This window comes from Fredinandcohnia quinoae (assembly GCF_022427965.1).
Lineage (GTDB): Bacteria > Bacillota > Bacilli > Bacillales > Bacillaceae_L > Ferdinandcohnia > Ferdinandcohnia quinoae.
Genome location: NZ_JAKTTI010000017.1, coordinates 1 through 26,036 on the forward strand (window position 1 = coordinate 1; position 26,036 = coordinate 26,036).

A 26,036-nucleotide genomic window follows, 5' to 3' on the forward strand; every position below is an offset into this window, starting at 1 on the left:
ATGAAAAAAAACTGTAGGCAAACTCGAAAATCTTCGAGTTTGTCTACAGTCTGAAGTGCTAAACCCTATGGTTTAGCACTTTTTCAATAACCGATTTTCACCATGCCCCTAATAATATTACATTGCTTAATGTAACATAGGGATGTTTCTACTTAATATAATTGAAAATAACTACGAATTAAATATGAAATCCACTTACAATGTGGGTGATTCCGAATATTTTCTAATAATCCTTTCACAATTGCAGGACTATGATTTGGTACCTGCAGCTGTTGCTTTAATAATACCATTGACTCTGAAACAATAGGCTCCTCAATTTCTTCTATTTTTTGATCGATGGCATCAATAATTTGTTCCTTCGTTACTTCCTCTATTTGCGTTCTGGTCATTCCGATTATCTCTTTTGTTATAAAAGGAATGGTTGTATGCTTTGCAAGAAGCCTCGTTTTCTCTACTAATGACTCACACAGTGTTTCCATATCTAATGACAGCTTATGAAATAAAAAGAGCTCTGAATACATACTCATAAAGCCCTTAACACAATAGACCAAATCGTATTTTATTTGATTAACCTCGTCACCATATAGACGTTCCAGCATATTCTGGATATTTTCTTCAACTATTCTGTTATAATAATGCATTTTCACTAAGAATTCTTCATTTAAAGATTGTGTTTGTTCCTTCATAAGAATTTTAGCAAAATCAGAATGCTTATTAAAAGCTGTAAATGTAGCATAATAAAATTTATATAATAGTTGTTCATCATCTTTTGAATATCTGACTAAGTGGTCAATATCAGAAGTGAATTGCATCATAAAGTGGTCAATCAATGCCACGATCAACTCACCTTTTGATTTAAAGGATAAGTAAAAAGCACCTTTTGATATTCCACATTGTTCTGTAATTTGTTGAACTGATGTTGCTTCGAATCCTTGCTTAGCAAACAGTTCAATTGCCTTTTCCATAATTAATTGTTTTTTCACCATCTAGTTACGCTCCTATAGTCTTTTGTTGACAAATGACCGATTAGTCATTATTATAGGGAAATGGGTTTATAAAGTCAAATAAGGGTAGGTGTAATCGTGAAAGGTTTAGTCAATTTTGTTCTTGGAAATAAACTAGCCGTATGGCTATTGACAATCATCATTACTGTATCCGGGATCTATTCCGGAACTAGAATGAATATGGAGACCATTCCAAATATTTCAATTCCATATTTGATGGTAATGGATGTGTACCCAGGTGCAACTCCTGAAAAGGTAATGGAAGACGTGTCCATGCCAATAGAGAAAGCTGTTGAGAATCTAGAGCATGTAAAAGCAGTATATTCAAATTCATATTCTAATATGGCGAGCATTCAAGTTGAATATGAATATGGTACCGATATGGACGAAGCAAAACGCGAATTAAAATCAGCACTAGATTCATTGAATTTACCTGAAGGTGCACAGGCTCCAACAACTACAGCGATTAGTATGAATATGATGCCAGTCGTTGCACTCAGTGTTAGTAGTACAAAAGAAGATATTGTTGAATTAACATCTACAGTTGAAGATATTTTACTTCCAAAGATTCAAAAAATAGACGGTGTAGCTTCTGCTACAATTACGGGTCAACATATTAATGAGGTAGACCTTACGTATGATAAAGCAAAAATGGAAGAACTTAAACTGACAGAAGACAGTGTAAAACAAATGATTCAAGCTAGTAACATGGCGGTTTCATTAGGTCTTTATGAGTTTGAAGAAGGCGAAGAAGCAGTTGCAGTTGATGGCAAGTTCATGACAGCTGATGAACTTAAGAATATGCTAATCCCTGTAACTCCATCAGCTACTAATCCAAATCCATTTGTGAAACTTAGTGATTTAGCAAAAATTGAAGTTATTGGTAAGGTTCAATCCGTTTCACGCACAAATGGTAAAGATGCTATTGCCATTCAAATCGTCAAAGGCCAGCAAGCTAATACAGTTGATGTTGTAGACGAAGTGAAAGAATTAATCAAAGATGAAAAGGCAAAAATTGATGGTCTTGTTATCGATGTATCACTTGACCAAGGTGAACCAATCAAAGAGTCTGTATTTACAATGGTCGAAAAGGCTCTGTTCGGTGGTTTAATTGCTATCTTGATTATTCTTCTATTCCTACGTGATATTAAATCAACCATCATATCGATCGTTTCTATTCCAGTTTCTATTTTCATGGCACTACTGCTATTGAACTGGATGGATATTACGTTAAATATTATGACCCTCGGGGCAATTACAGTTGCGATTGGACGGGTAATTGATGACTCCATTGTCGTCGTCGAGAATATATATAGGCGACTGCATTTAAAAGAAGAAAAATTAACAGGTCGTGCACTTGTTCGTGAAGCAACAATCGAGATGTTCAAACCAATCCTGTCATCAACATTAGTTACAGTAGCGGTATTCGCTCCACTTATTTTCGTTGGTGGAATGGTTGGTGAACTATTCGTACCATTCGCATTAACAATGGCATTTGCACTCGGAGCGTCATTGATCGTTGCAATTACGATCGTTCCAGCATTATCACACTTCTTATTTAAGAAGAAGTTATATGGCGAAAAGAAAGAAGGAAGCCATAAAGAAGTTGGTAAGTTAGCAACTTGGTATAAAGGTATCCTTAATAAAGCACTTAACCATAAGGTGATTACATCCATTATCGCTATTGTGTTATTAGCAGGAAGCATCGCATTAACACCTTTAATTGGTTTTAGCTTCCTAGGTAGTGAAGAAGAAAAAGTCATGTATTTAACATATACGCCAAAAACAGGCGATCTTATGGAAGATACATTAGAAAATGTAAGTGTAGTTGAAGAAGAATTACTAAAACGTGAAGATATTGATATCGTCCAAGTTTCTATAACCGAGAGTGGAGATGAGATGTCTGCCATGATGGGTGGCGGATCAGGTGGAGCATTAATGTACTTAATCTTTGATCCTGATATGAAAGACTTCCCAGAAGCTCGTGAAGATATTGAGGAGTATGTATTCAATATTGGTCAATCCGGTGAATGGAAGAGTCAAAACTTCTCATCAATGTCGATGTCAACTAATGAAGTCAGCTATACATTCTATAGTGAAGATCTAGAAAAACTAAATCAATCTGTGCAAAAGGTTGAAGGCATTTTTAATAAAACAGATGGTTTAAAAGATGTTTCTTCTAGTACAGAAGATGCATATGTTGAGCATACATTCAATGTAGCCCAAGATGAACTGATTATGAAAGGTTTAACAACAGGACAAATTATCATGATGTTAAGCCCGAATAACACGCAAGATGTGATCACAACGATTGAAAAAGATGGTGAATCTCTAGATGTAATTGTTCAGCAAGAACAGGCTGCACAACCTAAATCAATCGATGATATTTTAGCTACACCTGTACCAACACCGCTTGGTACGACAATTCCGCTTTCTGAGCTTGTAACTGTTAAAAAAGGTACAACCTTAAATACGTTAGCTCGTAGTAAAGGTGAATACTATGCAACAGTTTCAGGAACAATCGAAGGTGATGATATTTCCAAAGTTACATCAAAGCTTGATAAGGAAGTTGATAAGTTAGACTTACCTAAGGGTGTAACTGTTGGTGTTGCTGGTGTTCAAGCAGATATGAATGAAACATTCACACAGCTTGGTGTAGCTATGGCTGCAGCAGTTGCTATTGTCTACTTCATTCTAGTTGTTACATTCCGTGAAGGTGTTGCACCATTTGCAATCCTGTTCTCGTTACCATTTGCAGTTATCGGCTCATTCGTTGGGTTATTAATTGCCGGAGAAACCATATCAGTACCAGTTATGATGGGACTCTTAATGTTAATCGGTATTGTCGTCACGAATGCAATTGTACTCGTTGACCGGATTGTTCGGATGGAACGTGAAGGTGGAATGAGTATGCGTGAAGCAATTCTTGAGGCTGGCGCAACAAGACTACGTCCGATCCTAATGACAGCAATTGCAACAATCGGAGCATTGATCCCATTAGCAATTGGTCAAGGTGGTAGTGGCTTAATTTCGAAAGGACTTGGAATTACGGTTATTGGTGGATTAACAAGTTCAACACTATTAACATTAGTTATCGTACCAATCGTCTACGAAATGCTATCTAAGCTATTCAAGAAAAACAGAAGAGAAGAAGAGGAAAACTAAGATTGCTTTTTTTCCAATAAAGTAGCCCTACAAGTTCATCTTGTAGGGCTTTTTTTATCGTTCTTTATCCTTTAACAGCTCCAGCTGTTGCACCTCTTATAAATGTCTTTTGAGCAAGTAAATAAACAATTAAAACTGGTATTACGGTTAACGCAATCGCTGCTGTCATTAAGCCATAGTCTGTCCCATATTGTGAACTTACATTAGATAACAATACAACGATTGGTGCCACTTTTTCATGCGATACAAGAACAAGTGACGCAAAAAGATCATTATATGACCATAAGAATACGAACGTACCAACCGTAGCAAATGATGGTAATGAGATTGGGAGGAATATTCTTGTAAACTGCGAAAAACGATTACAACCGTCCATAACGGATGCTTCTTCTAACTCCCTTGGGATTGTCGCCATATAGGCACTAATAACGAGAATAGCAAAAGGAAGATTTCCTGCAGTTTGAGGAATAATAAGTGCCCAATACGTGTTAACTAGATCCATTTTAATCATCATTCGATATACTGGCACAATTGTTGCGAATGCTGGAATAAGTAAACTTGCAATTAAAAGAGTTTGTAGGAAACCTCTTATTCTGAATTTCATTCGTGACATCGCAAAAGCAGCTAGACCTCCAAATAGAAGGGTGAAAAACACAACAGATCCAGACATAATAATACTATTCATATAGCTTCTACCTATATTGACTGTTTCAAAAGCATTAATATAATTTTGTAATGTAGGATCTGAAGGGAATTTAAATGTATCTGTAATAATTTCCCTTGATTGTTTAAATGAGTTTAATACTACCCACGCTAAAGGAAAAATGGTTGTCATTGACCATATTGTTAAACATACATAAATAAATATTTTTCCATACTTTGATTTTGAAAAAAGATTCCTTTGGGTCTTTTCCCAAAAAGTAAGTTGCCTTCCAGTATTTCTTACTACTTCCAATTCCTTTCACCACTTTTCTAGTAATCTTAGTAAGTTAAGTCTTCACTCTTCATTAATTTATTGGTTATAAATGCTAGGGAAAGTCCAATAAATACCATGAAAACTGCTAGGGTAGCACCGTAACCAATTACTCCGTCAGTGAACGCCTTTTGATACATATAAGTACCTAATACCTCGGTAGCCCGTGCTGGTCCACCTTTAGTAATGATGTACACAAGTTCAAATATTTTAAGTGCACCTGTAATTGCCAATACCAAACATGTCTTCATATCTCCAACTATTAAAGGCAAGGTGATTTTGGTCATTTTTTGAAAGCCAGTTACTCCTTCTAACGTCGCTGCTTCATAAAAATCTTGAGGGATTTTCTGAATGGTTGTTAAAAGAATGATAAAGTAAAACCCTACATAGCCCCAAACGGTTGGGATGGCAACCATATACAGCGCGGATTTTTCTGTGAGCCACAAGACACGATCAAACCCGAAGCTAACCAATATTTCATTAAGTAGACCATTTCGGTAATTATAGATAAGTGTGAAAAGCAAACCGATCGCAGCACCAGAAATTACAATTGGAAAGAAAAAGGTTGTTCGATAAAAGCCTGCTCCTCGCTTAATGGAATCGACCATAATAGCAAGGACTAAAGCAATACCCACTTGGAAAATAGCAACATAAAGCATAAGCTCCAATGAATGTAATGTTGCTTTTCTTGCGATTACATCGTTGAAAAGTCTTATATAGTTATCGAACCCGATAAAAGTTGAATTCCAGAAACCGTCTGTCTTATAAAAACTTTGCTTAAAGTTCTCAAAAAACGGATAATACAAAAAGATCCCTGAAATAAGAAAAGCCGGTGTTAAGAAAAGGAATGCATAAAGTTTGTCACCTTTCATAAGAAGCTCCTTTTTTACTAAATAATATGTGTTCAAAAAGGAGGATAAAGCTGACCTTTTGAACATCTCTACTAAATTAAAATTGCCTCGCAGTCACTATAGTAAAACGTCCACCAGCCAGGTCCTCCTCACTGGTGGATAGTTTCACTAATTAAGAGCTATATTCAAACACCATTTATTCGTGGTTGAATTAACATCTTATCAGTACAGCAAAGCAGATTAAAATACTATTAATCTCTTATTCTATTACTTATTATTCCATTGCAGCTGCTTCTTCAATAACTTGAGCACCTGTTTTGTCACCGTTTACAACTGAAGGAACACTCTCACGAATGAATGTAAATGCTTCAGGTAAAATACGGTCATTAATAGGCATAGATACTGCAGTTGCATTAGCTACTAATTTGTGGCCAGCAGCAATGTGTTCAGATAGATCAGTTAACGCACCTTTTGCTGGTGGTTGACCAGTTGCACCTACAATTTTAAGTAAGTTAGCTTCAGATGTAATGAAGTTGAATAAATCTACAACCACTTTTTTCTTACTTTCATCGTCAAATGCTTTTTGGCTAATGAACCAACCTTGAGAAGCACCACCAACTAAATCACCAGTTTGTCCTCCATCACCATATACAGGAACAGGGATAACAGATACATTTTCAGCCATACCTGCTTCTTCAATTTGGCCCCAGAACCATGAACCTTCATAAATCATTGCAGCTTGTTCTTGTTTAAATAAATCTGCAGCCATTGCTAAATCGATTGTTGCTGCGTCAGCAGGGAATGCACCCATCTTCGCATGCTTAGCAATATTATCTAATCCTTCTGCCCAAGCTTTATTCTTATCAGAAAGCTTTGCATTATAGTTATCAATACCACCAGCAGCTAGTGCATAGTGTTCAACAACATAATAAGAATCTACAGTAGAAGCTGCAACTGGAATAATGTCAGTCTTAGCGAACGCTTCGATAGCTGCTTCGTACTCTTCCCATGTTGTAGGGATTTTAACGTTATTCTCTTCGAAAAGCTTCTTGTTTACAAATAGACCTTCATAGAAACCAGATTGTGGTGCAGCATAAATTTTTCCATCTTTGTTTCTTTGTTGCTCAAGCATTGAGTTGAATCCAGATAGGTCTACACCTTCTGCATTTTCAAGGTCAACAACCTTACCTGCTTCGATAATACCTTGAGCATCAATTGTGTTGAAGAAGAACATTAATTCAGGCTCATTATTAGATGAGAAATCTGTATTTACTTTTGTACGGATTGTACCAGCATCAGCTGATTGTGAATCATTTACGATTGTAACATTTGTGTTTTGCTTTTGGAACTCATCTAGAACCTCTTGGAATACCTTACCTGCAGGGTCAGTACCAGCCATTGTAGTAACTACACGTAACTCAACCTTTTCAGCTGCCTTATCAGGATCCTTTTTCCCACCATCATCCGGCTTTTCTCCGCCACTACTTTTGCCGCTACATGCTGCAAGAAGTAAAAGTGACATAGCCATAATCACTAACATTAACTTAAAGCTTTTCTTTTTCATGTAAACTCCCCTTTTAACTTTTTTTTATTATAAACAAATGGATAGGATCCAAATGCTTAAACCAATTTTCACTTGCAATGACAACGCTTTCTTTGATGTATGTATTCTTTGAGGTAGATTTTGATTTGAACGAACGCTGAATTTCTTATCTAGTAGACTTTTGGTGATTCGCTATGATATGGTAGGTTATTCTTTTTAACTTATTTAACGGCATTACGAATAACTTATAACATTATAATGTTATGAACAATTATAACACCTTCTTTTTCATATTACACCAAAAAGTTTATATTTTTTAAAAAAATCTGAATAAAGGGTCCATATAAGTTGATAGTCCTATTTTCCCATGCACAAAAAAAGGACAAGGATCATTATCCCAATCCTTGTCAGAGTCCTAAAACTTTATTATTCTCTTCCTCCAGGAAACTCTATGCCAAGTTCCTTAAGCTTCTTTTCTGCCTCTTCCCTAGTAATCGTTCCTTCCCTTTCTTGTTCCATAATTGTTTGAATTTGTTCCTTTGTTTCTTCATCTACATTTGAAAACATGTCACCTGGTTTCCCTGTTGGTGGGTTCTGTTCACCAGGATTACCTTGAGGACCCTGCCCTTCTGGGAATCCACCACCAGGTCTTCCTTGGCCTCCTGGACCTGAACTTTTAGGAGTCGTTATTCCTGATTCATCTAACCATGTGACAGAATCAACAATCGTAAATTCAACAACCTTAGTACCATCTTGATAATCCCCATCTGTATGAAGGCCATCCGTATCGTTTCCTGTTGATTTTCCTCCTGAATAAAGAACATATGACGTATCCTTCTTCAATTTTGGTGAACTAATCATAATAGATTGATAGTCTTTATCAGGTGTAAAGGTCATAATCGCATTACCATCACTATCTTCTAAATGAACAATTTTGCCTGCCTCTTGCTTCTCAGAATAGCTCATAAGTATTGAGAGCTGTGTGGATTCTTCAGATGTTGCCATTGCCATTCCAGAACTTCCCGAAGCAATAAGGGTGCCACCACTTATTATAAAGCTCTGATCATAATCTAGAGCACCATTATTATTTTCCGTCGGTCCAGACACAATTACCGCTCCACCTGTCATCTCAATCGAACCATTTGAATCTAGCCCATCTCCCTCAGAATTAACATATATATATCCACCATTAATTGATAGAAGACTTTCCTCAGAGTCGGCCTGCATATCCATACCTGAGCCATCATTGCCCCCACCAATATTAATTCCATCGTCACTCGCTATTACACGAATATTCCCATCAGTGATGGTTACGATTTTACTCTCAATCCCTTCATAGCTTTTCGTAATATTAATCTTGCCGCCTTTTGTATGAATAGCAGAGTCTGCATGAATTCCATCATCCCCGGTAGCAATCTTAAGGTCCCCATCAAGTATTGTTATACTATTATTACTATGAACAGCATCGTCCATTGTATCAATGTCAAATTTCCCTCCACCAATTGCAACCTCTATCTCTGCCTTTAATCCTTTCATACTCTCTGATTCACTCTCAGTATCAATAGAATTTGTATTTTCGTCACCTGGTTTAGGCATGTTTCCTTCACGTCTTGCTATACGATTTGGACTTCCACCACCGGCTTTAATTGAAAAGTTCCCTTCGGCGATTAATAATGAAGCTTCAGCCTGTATTCCATCATTTGCTGCATCAATATCGAAAGTTCCACCTTCGATCACGATTATTCCTTTAGTTTCATCCTTGTCATTCGTAGACTTAACTCCATCACCGTTAGCCTTTATCGTAAAACTTCCCTCTTTAATCGCAACTAAATCTCTTCCCATTATCCCATCATCAACAGCATCAATTTGAATTGTACCATCGGTAATTTTCAAATCATCCTTACTGGAAATACCGTTATCATAATTGGCATTCACAACTAATGTTCCACTTCCATTAATAGTCAGATCATCCTTACTAAAAAGGGCTGCATTCGGTTCATCAGTCGTAGAATCCTCGTATACATATTTTTTACCATCGGTTAAAACATTTTCTGTACCTTCCTCTAATGAAACGACCGTCTTTTCAGCATTTTTAACAAAGATTGGGGCATTCGTAGTCGACGTAATGTCTACACCATTTAAAATTAGCCTAACTAACCCTTTGTCTTCTGCATCAACGATGATTTGGCCATCATCAAGCTTCCCACTTATAACATAAACACCTGATGTTCGGATCGTAATGATGTTATTCGTGATCAATACTCCTCCGTCACCTTCAAAACTAGTATTTGCTCCGTCCAATTGAATCGAAGTATACGTGTCATTTTTCCAGTTACTATTAAAATCATCATCCGTATATTTCACATTCTCACTTATTACACTCGAAATGTCTCGATCCCCAATTGAACTTAAACTCTCTACTTTTATTTGTGCATCACTCTTCTCTGCGTCATTGCTGCAAGAAAATAAAAATGTAGTACAAATAAGGATTGACGCCGCTTGGATTATTTTTGATTTCTTTTTCTTCATAATAGACTCCTTTTCTTATTACGAGTTCTTTCTCCTATATGCACATTATTAAGAACGAACCTTAAACAAACCTTAAAGAGTTCTATCAATGTATGATTATTTTGCAATTCTTCCATTTGGCATTATAATCTAACATATTGATTTGGAGCTTTAAATCGTATAAAAGGAGATTGTATATGAAATTATTAATCATTGAAGATGATAAATATCTCTCTGATTCCATCTGTGAGACGACAAATGAAATGTTTGAAACAGAACAAGCCTTTGATGGTGAAGAGGGGCTATTTCTAGCTGAGCAAAATATATTCGATGTGATTATTTTAGATATCATGTTACCTCATATGAATGGATATGAGGTATTACAGCATTTAAGAAAGAAACAGATTACAACACCTGTTATTATGCTAACAGCTAAAGATGGAATTGATGATAAAATCCATGGCTTTAAAGTAGGTGCCGACGACTATTTAGTGAAGCCATTCCATCGTGAAGAGCTTTTGCTACGATTAGAGGCAATGGTTAGAAGGTCTGGAGGGCTATTAAAGGAAAATGTAATTACATTTAAAGAATTAAAATTAAATCTAAAAACAAAAACTGCTGAAATTCATGGAGAGATCATTAAGCTGAACGGAAAACAATTCGATTTACTGGAGTATTTAATTAACAATAAAAACTCGATATTAACGAAAGAACAAATTTTTGATCGGATATGGGGATTTGAATCTGATACCTCAACAACAGTTGTGGAAGTATACGCCAGCAATTTACGGAAAAATTTAAAAAAATTCGGATACGATCAATATATTAAAACCTTCCGTGGGTTAGGTTATATGCTTCAGGAAAATGGTGAAGGTGATGTTTAATAAAAAAATATTTAGGAATCAACAGCTTAAATTTATGTTATTCAACTTAATTGCCTTTACTGTTATCTTTACAATTTTTAGCATTATCATTTTTAGCCAAGTTCAACAGACCTTATTTTCCAAAACGGACGAGGAGCTTTTATCCTTCAAGGAAATGTTAGTAGATAATATGCTTAATGATGTAAATTCGCCGCCTCAAAATAAGGATAACGGTCCCAGACCTCCGAAAGATCGTCAAAGGGGGATTCCGAATCCAAGAATGATTGTCTTAAATTGGGATAAAGATGGGAATATCGTAAATGAGGACCAAATTGGATCGTTGTTTTACGAAAACTATCTTCAAGATTATCATCTTGATCCATCAAACATCGATGAAATTACAATGACAACAATTAATAATCTATATCATTTTAGATATATTCTCTTCAAGGACACTAACAAGGATGATGATATAGCTTATACACAGCTTATGATAAATGTTGATGCAGAACAAACGATTATGTCTAACTTTGAAAAGCTTATCACTATATGTGCGGCTATCTTTATCATTCTTTCTATTTCTGCTAGCTATATTTTGTCTAGAAAAATGATGCAACCCATCATTCACTCTTGGAATAAACAGGCAGAATTTGTTGAAAATGCGTCACATGAACTCAGGACTCCATTAACAATCATTCAAAATAAATTAGAACTACTGCTTACGAAACCACAGGACAGGATTGCTGATAAATTTGAAAGTATTGCCTTAAGTTTATCCGAAACGAGACGATTGTCTAAGCTCACCTCGGACTTACTAACATTGGCAAGGGCTGATTCAGCGGAGACACAGCTTGTTAAGCAACCTATTCATGTTGACACCTTCATCAAAAACGTATGTAGTCCTTATAAAGAAATTGCAGAGTCACAGGATAAGAATTTTTGGTTACATTTAAGCTGCAATAGTACGATCCAAGCAGACGAAGTACGTTTTCACCAGCTTTTAGTGATTTTATTAGATAATGCGTTAAAATACACGAATGATAATGATAGTATCGGGGTAAAAACATATACAGAGGATCAAAAGATTATTTTAGAAGTAACAGATACTGGAATAGGTATTAAAGATGAGAATATGAAGTATATATTTGACCGCTTTTACAGAGAGGACAGAGCCCGTTCCAGAGAAACAGGGGGAGTTGGACTTGGATTATCAATTGCCCACTGGATTATTACAAAGCATAACGGAACAATTAAAGTAATACAAAATGATAAAAGAGGAACCACCTTTAAAATAAAACTACCAAAATAAGAGATTTCCCATTAGTAATCTCTTCAGACTGTAGTCAAACTCGTAGGAAATTGAGTTAGGCCTACAGTCTTTTGGTTTAAAATTAAATCGTATGATTTCCATTCCAGTATCCGGCGGGATTTCTATTTAATACGGCCTACACACCTAATTTGTGGAAATGTACCGATAAATAATAGCCGAACTAATTCAGAAAGCAAGTATGAATTAGTTCGGCTATTTTTGTCCCAAGAATTTATTTTAAGGTTTGTTTAAGGTTTGTCCTTAATAATGTGATTCATGGAGCCAAACTACAAAGGAGAATGTTGAACATGGAGGCTATGAATTTAAACGGAGTAAAGGGTCGGACTGAATTAAAGCATGAAATAACGAAAATGGATTGCCATGTCCTTAGAAATAAATTAAGACATTTTATGAAGCCAGACCCTCATGCCAAAAATGATGGCAAGTATTTCATTCGAAGTGTTTATTTTGATAACTTCGATAATAAAATCTTAACTCAGAAAAAAGAGGGATTTTATGAACGGGATAAATTTCGTGTACGGCTTTATGATTTTAATTCAGACTTGCTAAATCTAGAAAAGAAGAGCAAGCGCAATAATCTCACGTACAAGCAAAAGTGCAGCATTACTTCTGAAGAGTACGAAAAAATTAGGGCTGGAGATATTGCATGGATGGAAGGTGATTCACGATTACTTATCCAGGATTTATTTATCCAAATGAATCTAACGCAATTAAAACCCGTTACAGTCGTTGATTATGAAAGAGAAGTTTTCATCTATGAACACGGGAATGTACGCGTTACCTTCGACAGTTCAATCAAAACAAGCTTTCGTAACAACGATGTGTTGAATCCAGACTTAGCAATGATTGATACAAATCCGGACATTGTCATCCTTGAAGTGAAATATGATGAATTTTTACCAGATGTCATTAAATATTTACTTCAACTTGGGGATCGTCGCAAAGGTACGTATTCAAAATACCAGATTAGTAGAATGTTTGGATGAACATCAAGGAAACCACAATGCATCTAAAGTTAGACATCACACAAAAATGTTGGAGGAATTGAAATGGAAATGACAAATTTTAAGGATATTTTTAAATCTAGTATTTTAGAAAAGACTAGTAGCTTTTCAATTGTTGATTCGCTTCTTGGATTAATAGTTGCATTTGCAATTGGGCTATTTATTTATTGGGTATATAAAAGGACCTTCACAGGTGTTATTTACTCACACACCTTTAATATTTCATTGATTATAATGACAATGGCTACTGCATTAATCATTATGGGAATTTCATCAAATGTTCTCTTATCACTCGGTATGGTTGGAGCATTATCAATTGTTCGTTTTAGAACACCCATTAAAGATCCCATGGATATTGTCTATATCTTCTGGTCCATCGTTGCTGGTATTTTATGTGGAGCAGGCTTCATTCCACTTGTGATTATTGGTTCTATTTTAATCGGATTCGTGTTACTTATTTTTGTAAATCGAATTAAAGTCGAAAACCCATTTTTATTAGTTATACGATACAACGCAACTGAAATTGAAAACTCACTCGAGCATGTTATTTCTGGACAAGCAAAAAAACACTCACTTAAGTCTAAGTCTGTAATGCCAGGAAATGATTATGAAGTAACATATGAAATTCGTGTGAAAGAGAATGATATGAGTTTTATTAATAACATTTCTAACATTGAAGGGGTGAAGTCAGCGGTCATGTTAAGCTATGATGGCAACTTTACTGCGTAAATTAATTTTCACTAGTTTAAAGTTTCACAATTTATTACCGATATAATAATATAGAAACTTTTCAACTGGAGGAAAAAACATGAATGCAATTGAACAACTAAAACTTACTGATATGAAGAACAAAAACAAGTTGATGCTCATTATCTATATGGCGTCTACAATATTAGGTCTAATTGGAGTATTGGCACTTGATCCAAGCTCTTGGACTTCAATTTCATATATAATTCAAATCATTTTTTATCCAATTATATATGTCTTAGCAAATAAATTTAAGAAGGAATACATTTTTGCTTATATGATGGTTATCGCAATGAATCTATTTACTTTAAGTTTAGTCTGGGTACAGGGCGGTTCATTATCAACAGTTCTATCAGTATTTTTCTTTTCCATATTTGCTGTAGTCCAATTTAATAATAAAATATTTGGAATTGGTTATGGATTAGGTTTAGTAACAATCATTATCAATAGCCAGTTTCCAGCAAAGGAATTCCTATATATATCTGAACAGTTAAATGCAATTATTATTGTCTATTTATTTTCTGGTGTACTTTTAGGGATGTTAATTCACTTAAACCAAAGACAATTTAAGAAATTACAAGAATATACTGATCTGGCCGAGGCAGATACGAAGGCTAAAGAGGAACAAAAGAAGCGACTTGAGGGTGAAATAGCTACTATTGCGGAGAGCATTAGTAAAATTAGCGAGAAGATTCAATTAGGGCTCGGTTCACAAGAGGAAATGAAGATTGCGATGAGTGAAGTATCATCTGGCAGCCAAGTGCAAAGCGAACAAATTTCTGAGATCGCAGAAAGTGCACACCGCAACTTAACTGCGATTCATGCAATGAATAAAATTACAACTAACTTAATTGACGATTCCATAAAATCAAGTACACTTGCTGATGAAGGACAAGTTAAAGCAAATGAACTAACAAATGAAATGGATCATCTTCAATTGGTTATTTCGAAACTAAGTGAAAACTTTTCAACGTTGACTCTGAAAATTGAGGAAACCAATCAACTTGCAAACAATATTAAACAAATCACAGAGCAAACAAATTTATTAGCATTGAATGCTTCTATTGAGGCTGCTCGAGCTGGTGAAGCTGGGAAAGGGTTTTCTGTAGTTGCAGAGGAAATTCGAAAATTAGCAGATTTAACGAAGGATATTACCATTAAAATCACAGATAATTTAATAGAAGTGAATCAGACAAATGAGTCAGCACAAATGAATATGCAAACAAGTAGTGAAGGTTTACAACAAAGTGTTGGATCAACAAAAGAAGTGAATGATCGTTTTAATCAACTTGATAAAATGTTAAAATCCCTAAATTCCCAATTCAAGGAATTTGAGAATCTCTCCAAAGTGGTAGAGAAAAATAGTGTAAATGTAGAAGCATCTACAAATGAATTTGCTGCCATTATCGAGGAAGCAACTGCAAGCTTACAACAAATAAGTGCATCCATTGAAACAATGGCTGAAGATAATCACTCAATCGCAGCTTACATTCAAGATACGGCAACAAGTACGGAAAATATTAAGAATAGCTTCTAAATAATAGGTCCCACTTTTAAAGCAGTGTATTTCTCAAATGAAATACGCTGTTTTTTCTTTAAGAATAATCCCAGCATTTTTATTGATACTAGTAGAGGAATGTTATTAACAATGTTGAAAGGATACTAAAATGAAAAAAAGGGCTATTCTTGTACTTAGTTTTACCGTAATGATGATCATGACTATTTCCACAACGAATGCAACGAATCGAACCACTGAAAAAAAGATGACAAAGCAAGGTCAGCATATCCTCATGACAAGAGAGGAATTTAAAGATTGGTTATATCACAATGAATTTAATCGAAAAATAACCTTGATTCAACAACACCACACATGGTCCCCTTCATATAAGCGATTTAACGGGTCCAATCATTTTCAATTATTGATGGGGATGGAGAACTTTCATAAGGAAAAGATGGGTTGGAAAAATATCGCTCAAAATATCACAACATTTCCTGATGGAAAGGTCGCCGTTTCCAGACCTTTTGATATTGCGCCTGACGGTACGATTGGGACGAAGGCAAACCCTACCGGAATTATGATCGAGCACATCGGCAATTTTGATAAAGGGCATGATGTGATGACAAAGGAACAAAAGGAAACGATTATTTTTATAAACGCCTTACTCTGTATTAAATTCGGATTAACTCCCTCGGTTGATAGCCTCACGTATCACCATTGGTGGAGCTTAAGAACAGGAGAAAGAGTATTAGACAAAGGGCCAGAGTATGATGTAAAAACATGTCCGGGTACTGGATTCTTTGGAGGGAATTCTACAGAAAGTGCGAAAAAGTACTTCTTCCCATTAATCGAAAAAAAAATAGATGAAATTTTGCGGGGCCAGTGAACCAGGGGGACGGTTCTCCTGGTCCTATTAATTTTTAGATTTATAAATTCTTAACAATCTCCATCTTTTCCCTTTGGATTGCGTCCAATTCAGTTCTTTTTACCCCAACCTGCTCTTCCAATTTCCTCAAAATATCATTAACTTTACGATGTTGGTCTCTCGTCTGACTCAAGGAGTTCTGAATTTTACCCTGCACCATAAAATCAGCAATAAAGCCATCAAAGAAGAAGTCAGCAAACTTTAACATACCAGAAATGTTAACCTCTAGTTGAGCTTGTTCCTTAACATCTAGTAATTCCTTTTGAAATTGACGCATACTCCGTTGTGCTTGGTGGAGATAGGCTTCACCTTGATCAATATGTTGATGCTTAACAATGCCTGAAATGGTTCCTCCCCCAAACATATCCCAAGTTCCCCAATTTTCTGCCTTTTCAAGCGAGCCAATTGCATCGATTAATGCCCCTTTTACACGGTTTCCAGCAACAATCGCTTCATCGAGTTCTTTTAAATATGCTAAAAGAGTACCTTCTTGCTCGCTACATTCAAATACCTTTGCTGCTAACGGTAATGAACTTGTTTTGATGATATTCTCTTTCTTTATAAGAATATCTTGGAATTCATCTTCAGCATTTTTCAGCAGTTGTAATTGATTTCGGATACGAAGCATTTCATCATCAATCTCTTTTTTTGTTTTAGTAGCCTCTTCTAGCCTGTGTTGTGCTGCAAGCATTTCTTGTTTTTCCTTCGATAATTTCTCTGCCCATCTACCAGATAGCTTCGCAAATAGATTTGTTAGGGTCATACCCTCTAATTTCTCAACATCTTCACGTTCTGATTCAAATTGATCATGTAATTGAGAAAGTACCTCCTCAATTGTACGTAATTCTTCAGTATAATCCGCAAGCTGTTTCTTATATTTATCTTTCTTTCTTAATTCCCCTTGAATCTCAACAAGTCTTGCATTGATTTCCTCAAACATAAGTATCCCTCCCCGTGATACTATCCTTTACGAAAAAAATGGAAAAAAGTTTCATTATGATGGCTAACAAAAATTACATCTTCTTTTTTTACGGAAAGTACGGTATACTAATTGAGCGATGAGCTGATTTGCATAAGTCGAGATTGACATGCCTTTTGGCAGGCACTATGTGGAGTGCTGTCTCTCGCCGCAATACGCAAAAGACGTCCTAATTGGACGTCTTTTTTTTATCCGCTTTTTGAACCAGAAGAACCTTCCCTCTGGTGCAGTCTCTCCTTGATTTCCGGAATCCTAAGTCCCTGTTTTTTCAGGTCCTTAATCTCATTGATTCTAACAATTGCTTTTTCTCTATGAAATCTACGGGTCATATTTTCGTCTTCTTGCTCGAACGGTAGCATTCCTTCTTCTGTATAAAATTTCAATGTACTGTATCGGCTTCCGGTAATACGCACCAATTCACCAATGGATACATATTCAGATGCTAATATTTTTTCAATCGAACGTTGTCGGGACATTGTGATCCCCCTAGCTATAATGATAAAGGGTATTTTCTGAGTCGAACTCCATGAACAGTTAACCGATATTGTTTAGCGTCTGGTACTGCTTCATACAGGATATTATCGATCTTGATTAGAGGTACGTCTCCTTCGCGAATTACGGTAAAAGAGTGACCTTTTTCTTCTAATCTAGCTTTTACATCTCTTAATCGGTCTTCCTTATTTGAAAACCAAGCCTCCGTATCGATAAATACAGATTGTGACCGTTCAATTATAGGAAAAGTAAAATTAAGCCCTGAGCCAGTCGGAGTAGCAATTGCAGCCTTCTTCATCTTTAAAAAATTCTTTGCAGCAGCCTCAAGTGTTTTGTGAATAGTAACTTCTACTATAAGCTTTGCCAACGAATGATGTTCAAGTAATTCGTTGATACGCTCGGCTACCCGCTTCAGTTCTTCCTTAGAAAATAGATCAAAGACACACCCACTTTCCTTCATTAAATAAAGCATCATAATTGTTTCATCTGTCAGTGGTCCATCTTCTAAAATGTCCGCACGGAAACCTTCTGCTACTTTTATAAAAACCTCTGCATTACTGCGGTATTCCTTCACCGAAATCCCTGCTGTAACAAATTCCAAATCACAGCCAATTAATGCTGGGATTTCTTCCATCATATCGATAACTTTTAATGTAACAGTAAATGAATGCTCAATCTCCTTTAATATCCTACTAGAGAGCTTTGTAACTTTCAAAAGAAGATTTGGAAGAGTGCCATTTATCGCATCACTTCTCCCTAAAAGAGCCTTTAAAACTGTTTCTTGATACAGAGCTAAGGAGGAATTATCCAAACTCTTTTTTTCAAAAGAAAGAATTTCACCTTGTTTTTTAAAGTCATTATTCAAATATAATTCTAGAATCGTTGCTGCAGCCATACAACGTAGAGCAACCTTCTTTGCGTTTGTTAATCGATTACTATCCTGGGCGTTCAGTGCTATTAAGGAAAAATTTTGAGCAAAACTAAGTTCTATCATCACCGTATCCCTCCTATTTAAAATAACAAATGGATTATATTTACTTTCACTTACTACTTACTACTTATGATTTAAGATTATCAATATTAACACTGATTGTAAAGTATATGTTGAAATTAGCACTCCTTTTGGGAAGTGTTATTTCTTGCCGCAACACGCAAAAGACGTCCTAATTGGACGTCTTTTTTCTAAATACCGTTTTCTGAACCAGAAGAACCGTCCCCCTGGTCCATCGGCAAGGTAAAATTAAAGCAACTTCCTTCGCCGAGGGTACTTTCTACAGAAATTTTTCCATTATGGTATTCAATAATTTCTTTTGAGATGGGCAATCCTAAGCCGGCACCATTATGTGGTTTTCCTTGATTACTATTTTTATAAAATCGATTGAATACTTTGCTAAGATTATCTGCAGTCATCCCAATCCCATTATCCCTGACCCTTATTGTAACGGTATCCTCTCTATCCATTGCCAATTCTAGAGTAATTTCTCCTTCATCCATGACAAATCTCTGCGCATTTGTTAAGAGATTAACAATCACTTGTTCAATTCTAGTTGAATCAATCAGTACATACTGTTCTTTTACCTGTTGGTGAATCAAATTTTTAAAAGAGAATTTAATTCCTTGCTTCTCTAGATTCCATTTATATTTTTCGTATATTTCATGGAGATACTCTTGAATATTACATTTTTCCAGATGGAACTTAATTTGGTTATTCTCCATCTCTGATATATCATTCAAGTCATTCAACATTCTAGAAAAATATAAGCTTTGGTCATATATTAATTGGAGATATTTTTTGTCCGGCGGGATGACATCATCAATCATCCCCTTTGAATATGAACGAATATTTGTCAGTGGTGCTGAAATTTCATGAGAAATATTACGAATCCATTTATTTTTCGATTGCTGGGAATCTTTTAATTTTTGATTTGTGCAGTATAATTCCTTATTTGTTTTTTCCAGCTCTATTGTTCTTCGTTTTACCTGCTCTTCTAATGATGAATTAAGACGTTTTAAATCCTCTGATAAATGTTCAGCCTGTGTAAATGATCTGGAATACTTTTTTGAGAGAATAATAGCCTGGGTAAATAAGAAGAAAAATAGGCCTACAGAAGTTAATTCAGTGGTGTGGATAAGTTGGTTATAAAATAAAATGTCATTAAGTACCAAAAGAAATAAAATAAAGGTTGCTACAGAATTAAGGAGGTATCCCTCACGCTTCTGTAAGGCTGCAAGTAGGTAAACATAAAGGATATAAAGAAACACTAGGACAATCAGTATTTGTAGTAAAACCATGGTTTGAGTAAAAATGACCGCCGGGGTTACTATGACAAATACACTATAACTGGATAAAGCAATTGTTATCATAGTTCTTATCGTGCGATGCATTTCTTTTGGGAATTGGGTATTGGTGAATAAAGCAATAAACAAAGTTCCCAAAGCCGCACCCATATATTCAAGCTTACAGGCAATTTCCCAACTTAAAAATGAGAGCAAATTTGAAGCTAGGCCTTCTTCAAGAATCGTTGCTCGAATCGCTACTGACATACAGACGATTGCAAAGAATAAAAATGAGAGTTCCTTTTTCCGAAATAGAAATAAAACAACATGATATAAACCAATAATCACGAGACTTACTACAATAACGGCCCGGTAAATCATTGACTTTTCTCTATAATTTAAAATCGTTTCCGGCTCCCCAATCATAATTGGATTAGAGATTCCTGCACGTCGTTGATTGAAATTAGAAACTTGAATAATAAGCTCAACTCGGTTAGATTCAACTAAAAATGGAATAACCTCAGGTTTACTTTCGGGGCTCATTACTTCCCTACTTGTACCGACTATCCCATTCCTTGATTTCTCTTCACCATTTATCCATAAGGAATATGCGGAAGCAGCACTAGGCATGTAAAGCGCCTTGACAGTTCCAATCTCAGCTTCCGGAACTTTTATTTGTAGGCGATAGGTTGCAAAGCCTTCCAAAGGTAACCTTTTTCCCTTTATTTTATAACTAGTCCAACTCTCAGGAACAATCACTGAAACAGGTTTCTTATTATTATTCATCTTTTTGAAATCATCTGGTGTGTATAGTTCATGCCAATAAAACTGCCAATTTCCGTTTAATTCAATGATGCCTTCCTTAGCAAAGTCGCTGATTGTGAATATCCCATTCTCCTTTGTCCCACTTGTAACTGCCATTACAGTAGATGATTGTGAAAATATCAAAACCATTATAATAAATATAAGAATCATTGAATATTTCCACTTCACAATAAAACATTCCCCTTCCTTCACCTCTCTACTCCCAATTTTGACATGATTCGGTAATTTTTTCAAAATATTTTTTGTAATATTCGGGTAAATAGTCCTGAGTATGCTATATTTAAGGTAGATTGTTATCTTTGAAGGAGATGTAGATATGCAGCCAATCAAGATTTTAATAGTTGAGGATGACCATTCCATTATTGAAATTTTACGTATCTACCTTCATAGGGAGGGGTATATCGTCTATTCATCCTTAAATGCTGCAGATGGATTGCTATTAATTGAAGATGTTGTTCCCGACATCGTTTTACTCGACGTCAACCTTCCTGATAAAAGTGGATTTGAACTTGCACGCAAGTATCGAACTCTATCAGATGGGATTCTCATTTTTATTACTGGCGAAAAAACAAAGAGTACCATTATCCACGGATTTGAGATTGGTTGTGACGACTATATCACAAAGCCCTTTGACCCTCCTGAGGTAATTGCGAGAATAAAAGCCAACCTAAGAAGAACAGGCAAAAGTACTCCCAATATCATAACAATAGGTGATTTAACCATTAATTTTTCTGATAAAACCGTACAAAAGAACGGAGAATTAATTGATCTTTTTACAAAAGAAAAAATGCTACTTTTCCATTTAGTCCAACATCCAAATCAAGTATTTAGTACTGAGCAATTATATGATTTGATATGGGGAATGGACTCCTCGGCCAATTTAAAAACCGTTCTCGTTCATATAAGTACATTACGAAAAAAAATTGAGGATGACCCTAAACACCCCCTCTATATTCTTACGGAGAGAGGATTTGGCTATAAGTTCGCTGTTCATCATCTAGTTAACAAAAAATATTAAATTTTAAAAATAACTTGTTCGTTTTAACCAGTTTTTAACCTTTGTAAGATATGGTATCAATAGGTGTATTTTATTGCATGAACTACCTGCACTTCTTTGGATACTTATTATTGGTTAAAAACGAGGGAGGAAATTGGAACGTGATGTTGGATCAGGAGTGGGTCAATCTTATCGTAGAGGCAAAACACCTAGAACTAACCATTGAAGAGATTAGAGAATTTTTAAATAGGAATGCCAATTGTGAAAAAATATCAAAAACGGGGTGATCTGTGTGCATAAATGATCCTCGTTTTTTTTGTTACATACTAAAAGAATAGACAAAGCTAGCATTGCGCTTCCCTCATCTATCCTTTTACATTTTTTTATTTGAGTTTTAGGAAAAATAGTTACTTTCTATATCCTCTGGTTTCAATGGTCGACTGAAAAAATACCCTTGCATCAAATAACAACCTCTTTCTGCTAATAATTCAGCCTGTTCCTTTTCCTCGACTCCTTCAGCAATCACATTAAGATTTAAATTATGGGCTAACATAATGATTGTATTCGTAATCGCAGCTTCATCCTCTGCCATATCTTTTATAAAGGACTTATCAATTTTCAACGTTGAAATCGGCATATTTCTTAAATAACCTAGAGAAGAGTACCCCGTACCAAAGTCATCAATTGCGATACTGATTTTTAAGCTATTTAATTCTCCCATTGTTTTCAAAGTCAATTCAGTATTTTTAACTATTAAATTTTCCGTGAGTTCCAGATGCAAATATTGAGGTGAAAGTTTTACCTCATCCAGAATATTTTTTACCACTGAATATAGATTATTTTGTTCAAATTGACGCACAGACAGGTTAACAGACATACTAATTAACGGATACCCTTTACTATGCCAAGTCTTAAGCTGTCTGCATGCTTCTCTCAAAACCCATTCACCAATTGGAACAATTAAGCCTGTCTCTTCAGCAATTGGTATAAATTTATCAGGCGGAATCATCCCTAGTTCAGAATGATTCCATCTTACTAATGCCTCAACCCCTATCATTTCACCGGTCTTATAGTTCATTTGAGGCTGATAATAGATGACGAGTTCATTGCGTTCTAATGCTCTATACAACTCATTTTCCAGCTTAATACTTTCAAGTGTCCTTGTATCAATACCTTCACTATAGAAATGATAGCTATTGCCTGACACCTCTTTCGACTTATACATAGCTGTATCTGCATTTTTTATAAGTATTTCCTCTGTATCACCATTGTCTGGAAATATACTTATCCCTATACTTGTTTTAATATACATTTCAATACCTTGGAGATTAATAGGATTGGAGAAGGTATCCATCACACAATGGACAACCTTTAATACTTCTTGTTTATTTTTGATTGCTGGCAAACAGATGGTAAATTCATCCCCACCTTGACGTGATATAACTGCATCATTTGGAACACAATTACTCAAGCGCTTTGCAACTTCCTGTAGTAATAAATCCCCATAGCTATGCCCGAGAGTATCATTCACAAATTTAAAACGATCTAAATCCAAGTATAGAACTGCTAATTTCCCACCATTCTTTTTAGCATATTTCAGCCCTTGATTTAAACGATCATATAATAGAATACGATTAGGCAAATTTGTAAGGCTATCATAATAGGCATGATATCTTATTTCTGCTTCCATTTGTTTTCGCTGGGTAATGTCTTTGAAGGTAACAACCTCTCCGATAATCTTAGATCCCTCCTTAATAGAAGAGATTTCAAATTCAACCGGAAAGCTAGAACAATCCTTTCTAAAAAACACTGTCTCTATATTGTGCCTCCAATTATGATTCGAACCAAATGGTTCAAGATTTTCTAGAGCTGTTTTATTAAAAATAATTTCAGCTAGCTTCCCTATTAATTCAAATTCTGAATCATATCCTAACATCGAAGCTCCTGCGGGATTACAGAAAGTAATCTTCCTTTGAAGATCGAGACCGAATATTCCTTCACCTACAGAATTAAGAATTAACTCTTTTTCCCGGCTAAGCTGCTTAATTTCCGATGTTCTTTCCTCAATCATCAATTCCTGTTTCTCAATATATAAAAGGTTTGATAATGTAGCAGCAGTCACATCAATGATTGATTGGGCTAATTGTAGTTCTGCTTCAGAGTAAATTAGCATATTCTCAAGGTCAACTACCGCTATTTGTCCCAACACTTCACCCATAGAGACTAAAGGGAACATTACTAGACCTTTAATTCCAAAATTTCTACACATATCATGATTTGGCCGTTCATCTGCAAATACATCCGGAATGTAAATCGCCTTTTTAGTCGCAATTACTTCCTGGGTAACAGCATCACTTCTTTCATCGAATTGAGCTGCTTGATGGGTATTAATCCAGTCTTCCTCATTCCAATCACTGCTCTTGCTTAATTTCGCAGGTTTAATTCTTTTACCAGCGATCGGATCAAGCAGATGAACACCAATATTATCATTACGTAATACTCTTGCTATGTAAGCAAAACAAATATCCAAGCTCTCTTGCATGGTAGAACACATGGAAAGATCGCTTGAAACATCAAGTAGTAGTTGTTTATCCCCGATAAGTTTTTCTTTATATGTTAAATTTTTAGCATTTTGAATAGCTACTGCAGCCATATTCACATATGCTTCAACCGTTTGAATTTCTTCCTCTGTCAGATTCATCGGAATTCCATAATCAAATAAGAATACAAGACCAAATAGCTCTCTTTCAAACGAGATAGGGAGACCTAATAATGATTTGATCTGGAAGCCTTCGACTGCTCTCGGATCGGGACGATGATCTTTTGATGTATCTGGTATATAAATTGCTTTTTTTGTTTCAATTACTTCTTTTGCAAGTAAATCATAATCCGTGTCTACTACATGCATATCTAATGTCCAACCATTAATAACCTCTGGCTTTCCAACATACCCTCTAAAAGTCCCATCCTCTTGTGGCAAATAGATACCCACAGAATCACATTGGACGATTTCTTCAGAAATGGCTGTTGTCACTTGCTCCAATACTTCACGTAAATCTAGCTTCATATTAATCATTTTCGTAATATTCGCTAGTCGAGAATACCTTGTTTGCGACATCTTGATGAACTCCAATCCTACAATATCCACTCTATTTCTCTAAAATCCATTTGAATCATTTTTACATTTTAGCATGATTTGGCATAATCCCTTATTATTTCATTTTATAATAGACTTTCTCAATTTAATAATGGATAATATTGGATTCAAGAGACTAGAAACTTTCAAGCAGCATATAGATTCCTGTAAACAATAAGATTATATATGTAAAAATACGAAACGTATGTTGATTAATCCATTTAAATAATACTTGTCCCAAATACAAGCCTATCAGTACAAGTGGAAATGCCATCATACTTGATATCCATACCGTCTTACTTGTTCCTGCAAAAATCACCTGGATAATTAAGCTTACCAAATAGATGAACAAATAAAATGCCAGTGTAGTCCCCCGTAGCTTTTCCTTCTGGGTATCTGTCCCCGAAAAATATAGTAATAAAGGTGGGCCTGGCATACCTATACTTGTTGTAAGAGAACCAGATAGACCACCAACAACCAAGTCCCTTATCTTGCTTTGCTTCATTCGAAGTTTAAAAATGAGCATGATTGTTAAAAGTAAAATGAGCAAACCTATTCCTAGCTTTAATTTATTGAGATCTACTAATAAAAAGATCATAATTCCTATTGGAAGACCTACAACACTACCAACAACAAATCTTTTAATGATAGCTCTATCAATATCTTTTCTAATTTTTACGATTAGCGCGCCAGATATAATAAGGGATAATAATAGATTTATTTGAATGGCTTCCGTCGGTTTAAATAGTAAAAGTAGAAATGGGGTAGCCAAAATAGAAAATCCAAAACCAGTACTCGTTTGCAGTATGGAAGCGAGTAAAATGATTGTAATAAATGCAAATGTCTCCACATCATACCTCCTTCCGATTTTTTCATAACTTTCAGAGGTTGCTTCTACGTTTACTATTTAACGTAGGCC

At 35.5% G+C, this 26,036-nt stretch carries 20 protein-coding genes; 9 read left to right on the top strand and 11 right to left on the bottom strand.

Annotated features, from left to right (window positions below; genetic code table 11):
* Nucleotides 1-152: 152 nt before the first annotated feature.
* Nucleotides 153-986 (bottom strand): TetR/AcrR family transcriptional regulator, encoded by an 834-nt coding sequence (locus tag MJG50_RS11540; protein WP_240255888.1) that lies wholly within the window; start codon nt 984-986, stop codon nt 153-155.
* Nucleotides 987-1,082: 96 nt separating this feature from the next.
* Here MJG50_RS11540 and MJG50_RS11545 point away from each other — a divergent pair, with 96 nt between their 5' ends.
* Nucleotides 1,083-4,169: an efflux RND transporter permease subunit gene (locus MJG50_RS11545; RefSeq protein ID WP_240255889.1), complete on the top strand. Its 3,087-nt coding sequence runs from the start codon at nt 1,083-1,085 to the stop codon at nt 4,167-4,169.
* A gap of 64 nt (nt 4,170-4,233) precedes the next feature.
* On the opposite strand, the gene MJG50_RS11550 is transcribed toward MJG50_RS11545, so the two are convergent.
* From MJG50_RS11550 to MJG50_RS11565, 4 genes are all read right to left on the bottom strand, one after another.
* On the bottom strand, nt 4,234-5,004 hold the full coding sequence (locus MJG50_RS11550; RefSeq protein ID WP_240255890.1) for a carbohydrate ABC transporter permease: 771 nt from the start codon (nt 5,002-5,004) through the stop codon (nt 4,234-4,236).
* A 146-nt stretch (nt 5,005-5,150) separates the two neighbouring features.
* The gene (locus MJG50_RS11555) at nt 5,151-6,014 is read right to left on the bottom strand and encodes a carbohydrate ABC transporter permease (RefSeq protein ID WP_240255891.1); all 864 of its coding nucleotides are present in this window, start codon (nt 6,012-6,014) and stop codon (nt 5,151-5,153) included.
* Nucleotides 6,015-6,267: 253 nt separating this feature from the next.
* Nucleotides 6,268-7,557: an ABC transporter substrate-binding protein gene (locus MJG50_RS11560; protein ID WP_240255892.1), complete on the bottom strand. Its 1,290-nt coding sequence runs from the start codon at nt 7,555-7,557 to the stop codon at nt 6,268-6,270.
* Between the two features lie 405 nt (nt 7,558-7,962).
* Nucleotides 7,963-10,065: a carbohydrate-binding domain-containing protein gene (locus MJG50_RS11565; RefSeq protein ID WP_240255893.1), complete on the bottom strand. Its 2,103-nt coding sequence runs from the start codon at nt 10,063-10,065 to the stop codon at nt 7,963-7,965.
* Nucleotides 10,066-10,241: 176 nt separating this feature from the next.
* Between MJG50_RS11565 and MJG50_RS11570 the strand changes: the two genes are divergently transcribed.
* The 6 genes from MJG50_RS11570 to MJG50_RS11595 all read left to right on the top strand — a co-directional run bounded on the left by MJG50_RS11570 (nt 10,242) and on the right by MJG50_RS11595 (nt 16,372).
* On the top strand, nt 10,242-10,928 hold the full coding sequence (locus MJG50_RS11570) for a response regulator transcription factor (RefSeq protein WP_240255894.1): 687 nt from the start codon (nt 10,242-10,244) through the stop codon (nt 10,926-10,928).
* Complete coding sequence (locus MJG50_RS11575) at nt 10,921-12,216, top strand: sensor histidine kinase (RefSeq protein WP_240255895.1); 1,296 nt, start codon at nt 10,921-10,923, stop codon at nt 12,214-12,216. Before MJG50_RS11570 ends, MJG50_RS11575 begins: the two co-directional genes overlap by 8 nt.
* A 308-nt stretch (nt 12,217-12,524) precedes the next feature.
* Nucleotides 12,525-13,223: a polyphosphate polymerase domain-containing protein gene (locus MJG50_RS11580; RefSeq protein ID WP_240255896.1), complete on the top strand. Its 699-nt coding sequence runs from the start codon at nt 12,525-12,527 to the stop codon at nt 13,221-13,223.
* A gap of 63 nt (nt 13,224-13,286) precedes the next feature.
* On the top strand, nt 13,287-13,970 hold the full coding sequence (locus MJG50_RS11585) for a DUF4956 domain-containing protein (RefSeq protein ID WP_240255897.1): 684 nt from the start codon (nt 13,287-13,289) through the stop codon (nt 13,968-13,970).
* A gap of 79 nt (nt 13,971-14,049) precedes the next feature.
* Entirely contained in the window at nt 14,050-15,525 is a 1,476-nt protein-coding gene (locus tag MJG50_RS11590; protein WP_240255898.1) for a methyl-accepting chemotaxis protein, read from the top strand.
* 130 nt (nt 15,526-15,655) lie between these two features.
* A complete protein-coding gene (locus tag MJG50_RS11595; RefSeq protein ID WP_240255899.1) occupies nt 15,656-16,372 on the top strand; it encodes an N-acetylmuramoyl-L-alanine amidase in 717 nt (238 codons plus the stop codon).
* Nucleotides 16,373-16,412: 40 nt separating this feature from the next.
* Here the strand turns inward: MJG50_RS11595 and MJG50_RS11600 are convergent, their stop codons facing one another.
* The 4 genes from MJG50_RS11600 to MJG50_RS11615 form a co-directional block, all read right to left on the bottom strand.
* Entirely contained in the window at nt 16,413-17,351 is a 939-nt protein-coding gene (locus MJG50_RS11600; protein WP_240255900.1) for a hypothetical protein, read from the bottom strand.
* A gap of 227 nt (nt 17,352-17,578) precedes the next feature.
* A complete protein-coding gene (locus tag MJG50_RS11605) occupies nt 17,579-17,866 on the bottom strand; it encodes a helix-turn-helix domain-containing protein (RefSeq protein ID WP_240255901.1) in 288 nt (95 codons plus the stop codon).
* 14 nt (nt 17,867-17,880) lie between these two features.
* Complete coding sequence (locus tag MJG50_RS11610; protein WP_240255902.1) at nt 17,881-18,876, bottom strand: hypothetical protein; 996 nt, start codon at nt 18,874-18,876, stop codon at nt 17,881-17,883.
* Between the two features lie 188 nt (nt 18,877-19,064).
* On the bottom strand, nt 19,065-21,152 hold the full coding sequence (locus MJG50_RS11615; RefSeq protein ID WP_240255903.1) for a sensor histidine kinase: 2,088 nt from the start codon (nt 21,150-21,152) through the stop codon (nt 19,065-19,067).
* A 148-nt stretch (nt 21,153-21,300) separates the two neighbouring features.
* Here MJG50_RS11615 and MJG50_RS11620 point away from each other — a divergent pair, with 148 nt between their 5' ends.
* Nucleotides 21,301-22,002, top strand: a complete 702-nt coding sequence (locus MJG50_RS11620) for a response regulator transcription factor (protein WP_240255904.1) — start codon at nt 21,301-21,303, stop codon at nt 22,000-22,002.
* 143 nt (nt 22,003-22,145) lie between these two features.
* Entirely contained in the window at nt 22,146-22,268 is a 123-nt protein-coding gene (locus tag MJG50_RS11625; RefSeq protein ID WP_240255957.1) for an anti-repressor SinI family protein, read from the top strand.
* Between the two features lie 107 nt (nt 22,269-22,375).
* On the opposite strand, the gene MJG50_RS11630 is transcribed toward MJG50_RS11625, so the two are convergent.
* Complete coding sequence (locus MJG50_RS11630) at nt 22,376-25,105, bottom strand: sensor domain-containing phosphodiesterase (RefSeq protein ID WP_240255958.1); 2,730 nt, start codon at nt 25,103-25,105, stop codon at nt 22,376-22,378.
* Nucleotides 25,106-25,253: 148 nt separating this feature from the next.
* Nucleotides 25,254-25,967 carry a sulfite exporter TauE/SafE family protein gene (locus tag MJG50_RS11635; protein WP_240255905.1) on the bottom strand — a complete coding sequence of 238 codons (714 nt, stop codon included), beginning with the start codon at nt 25,965-25,967 and terminating at the stop codon, nt 25,254-25,256.
* Nucleotides 25,968-26,036 lie beyond the last annotated feature (69 nt).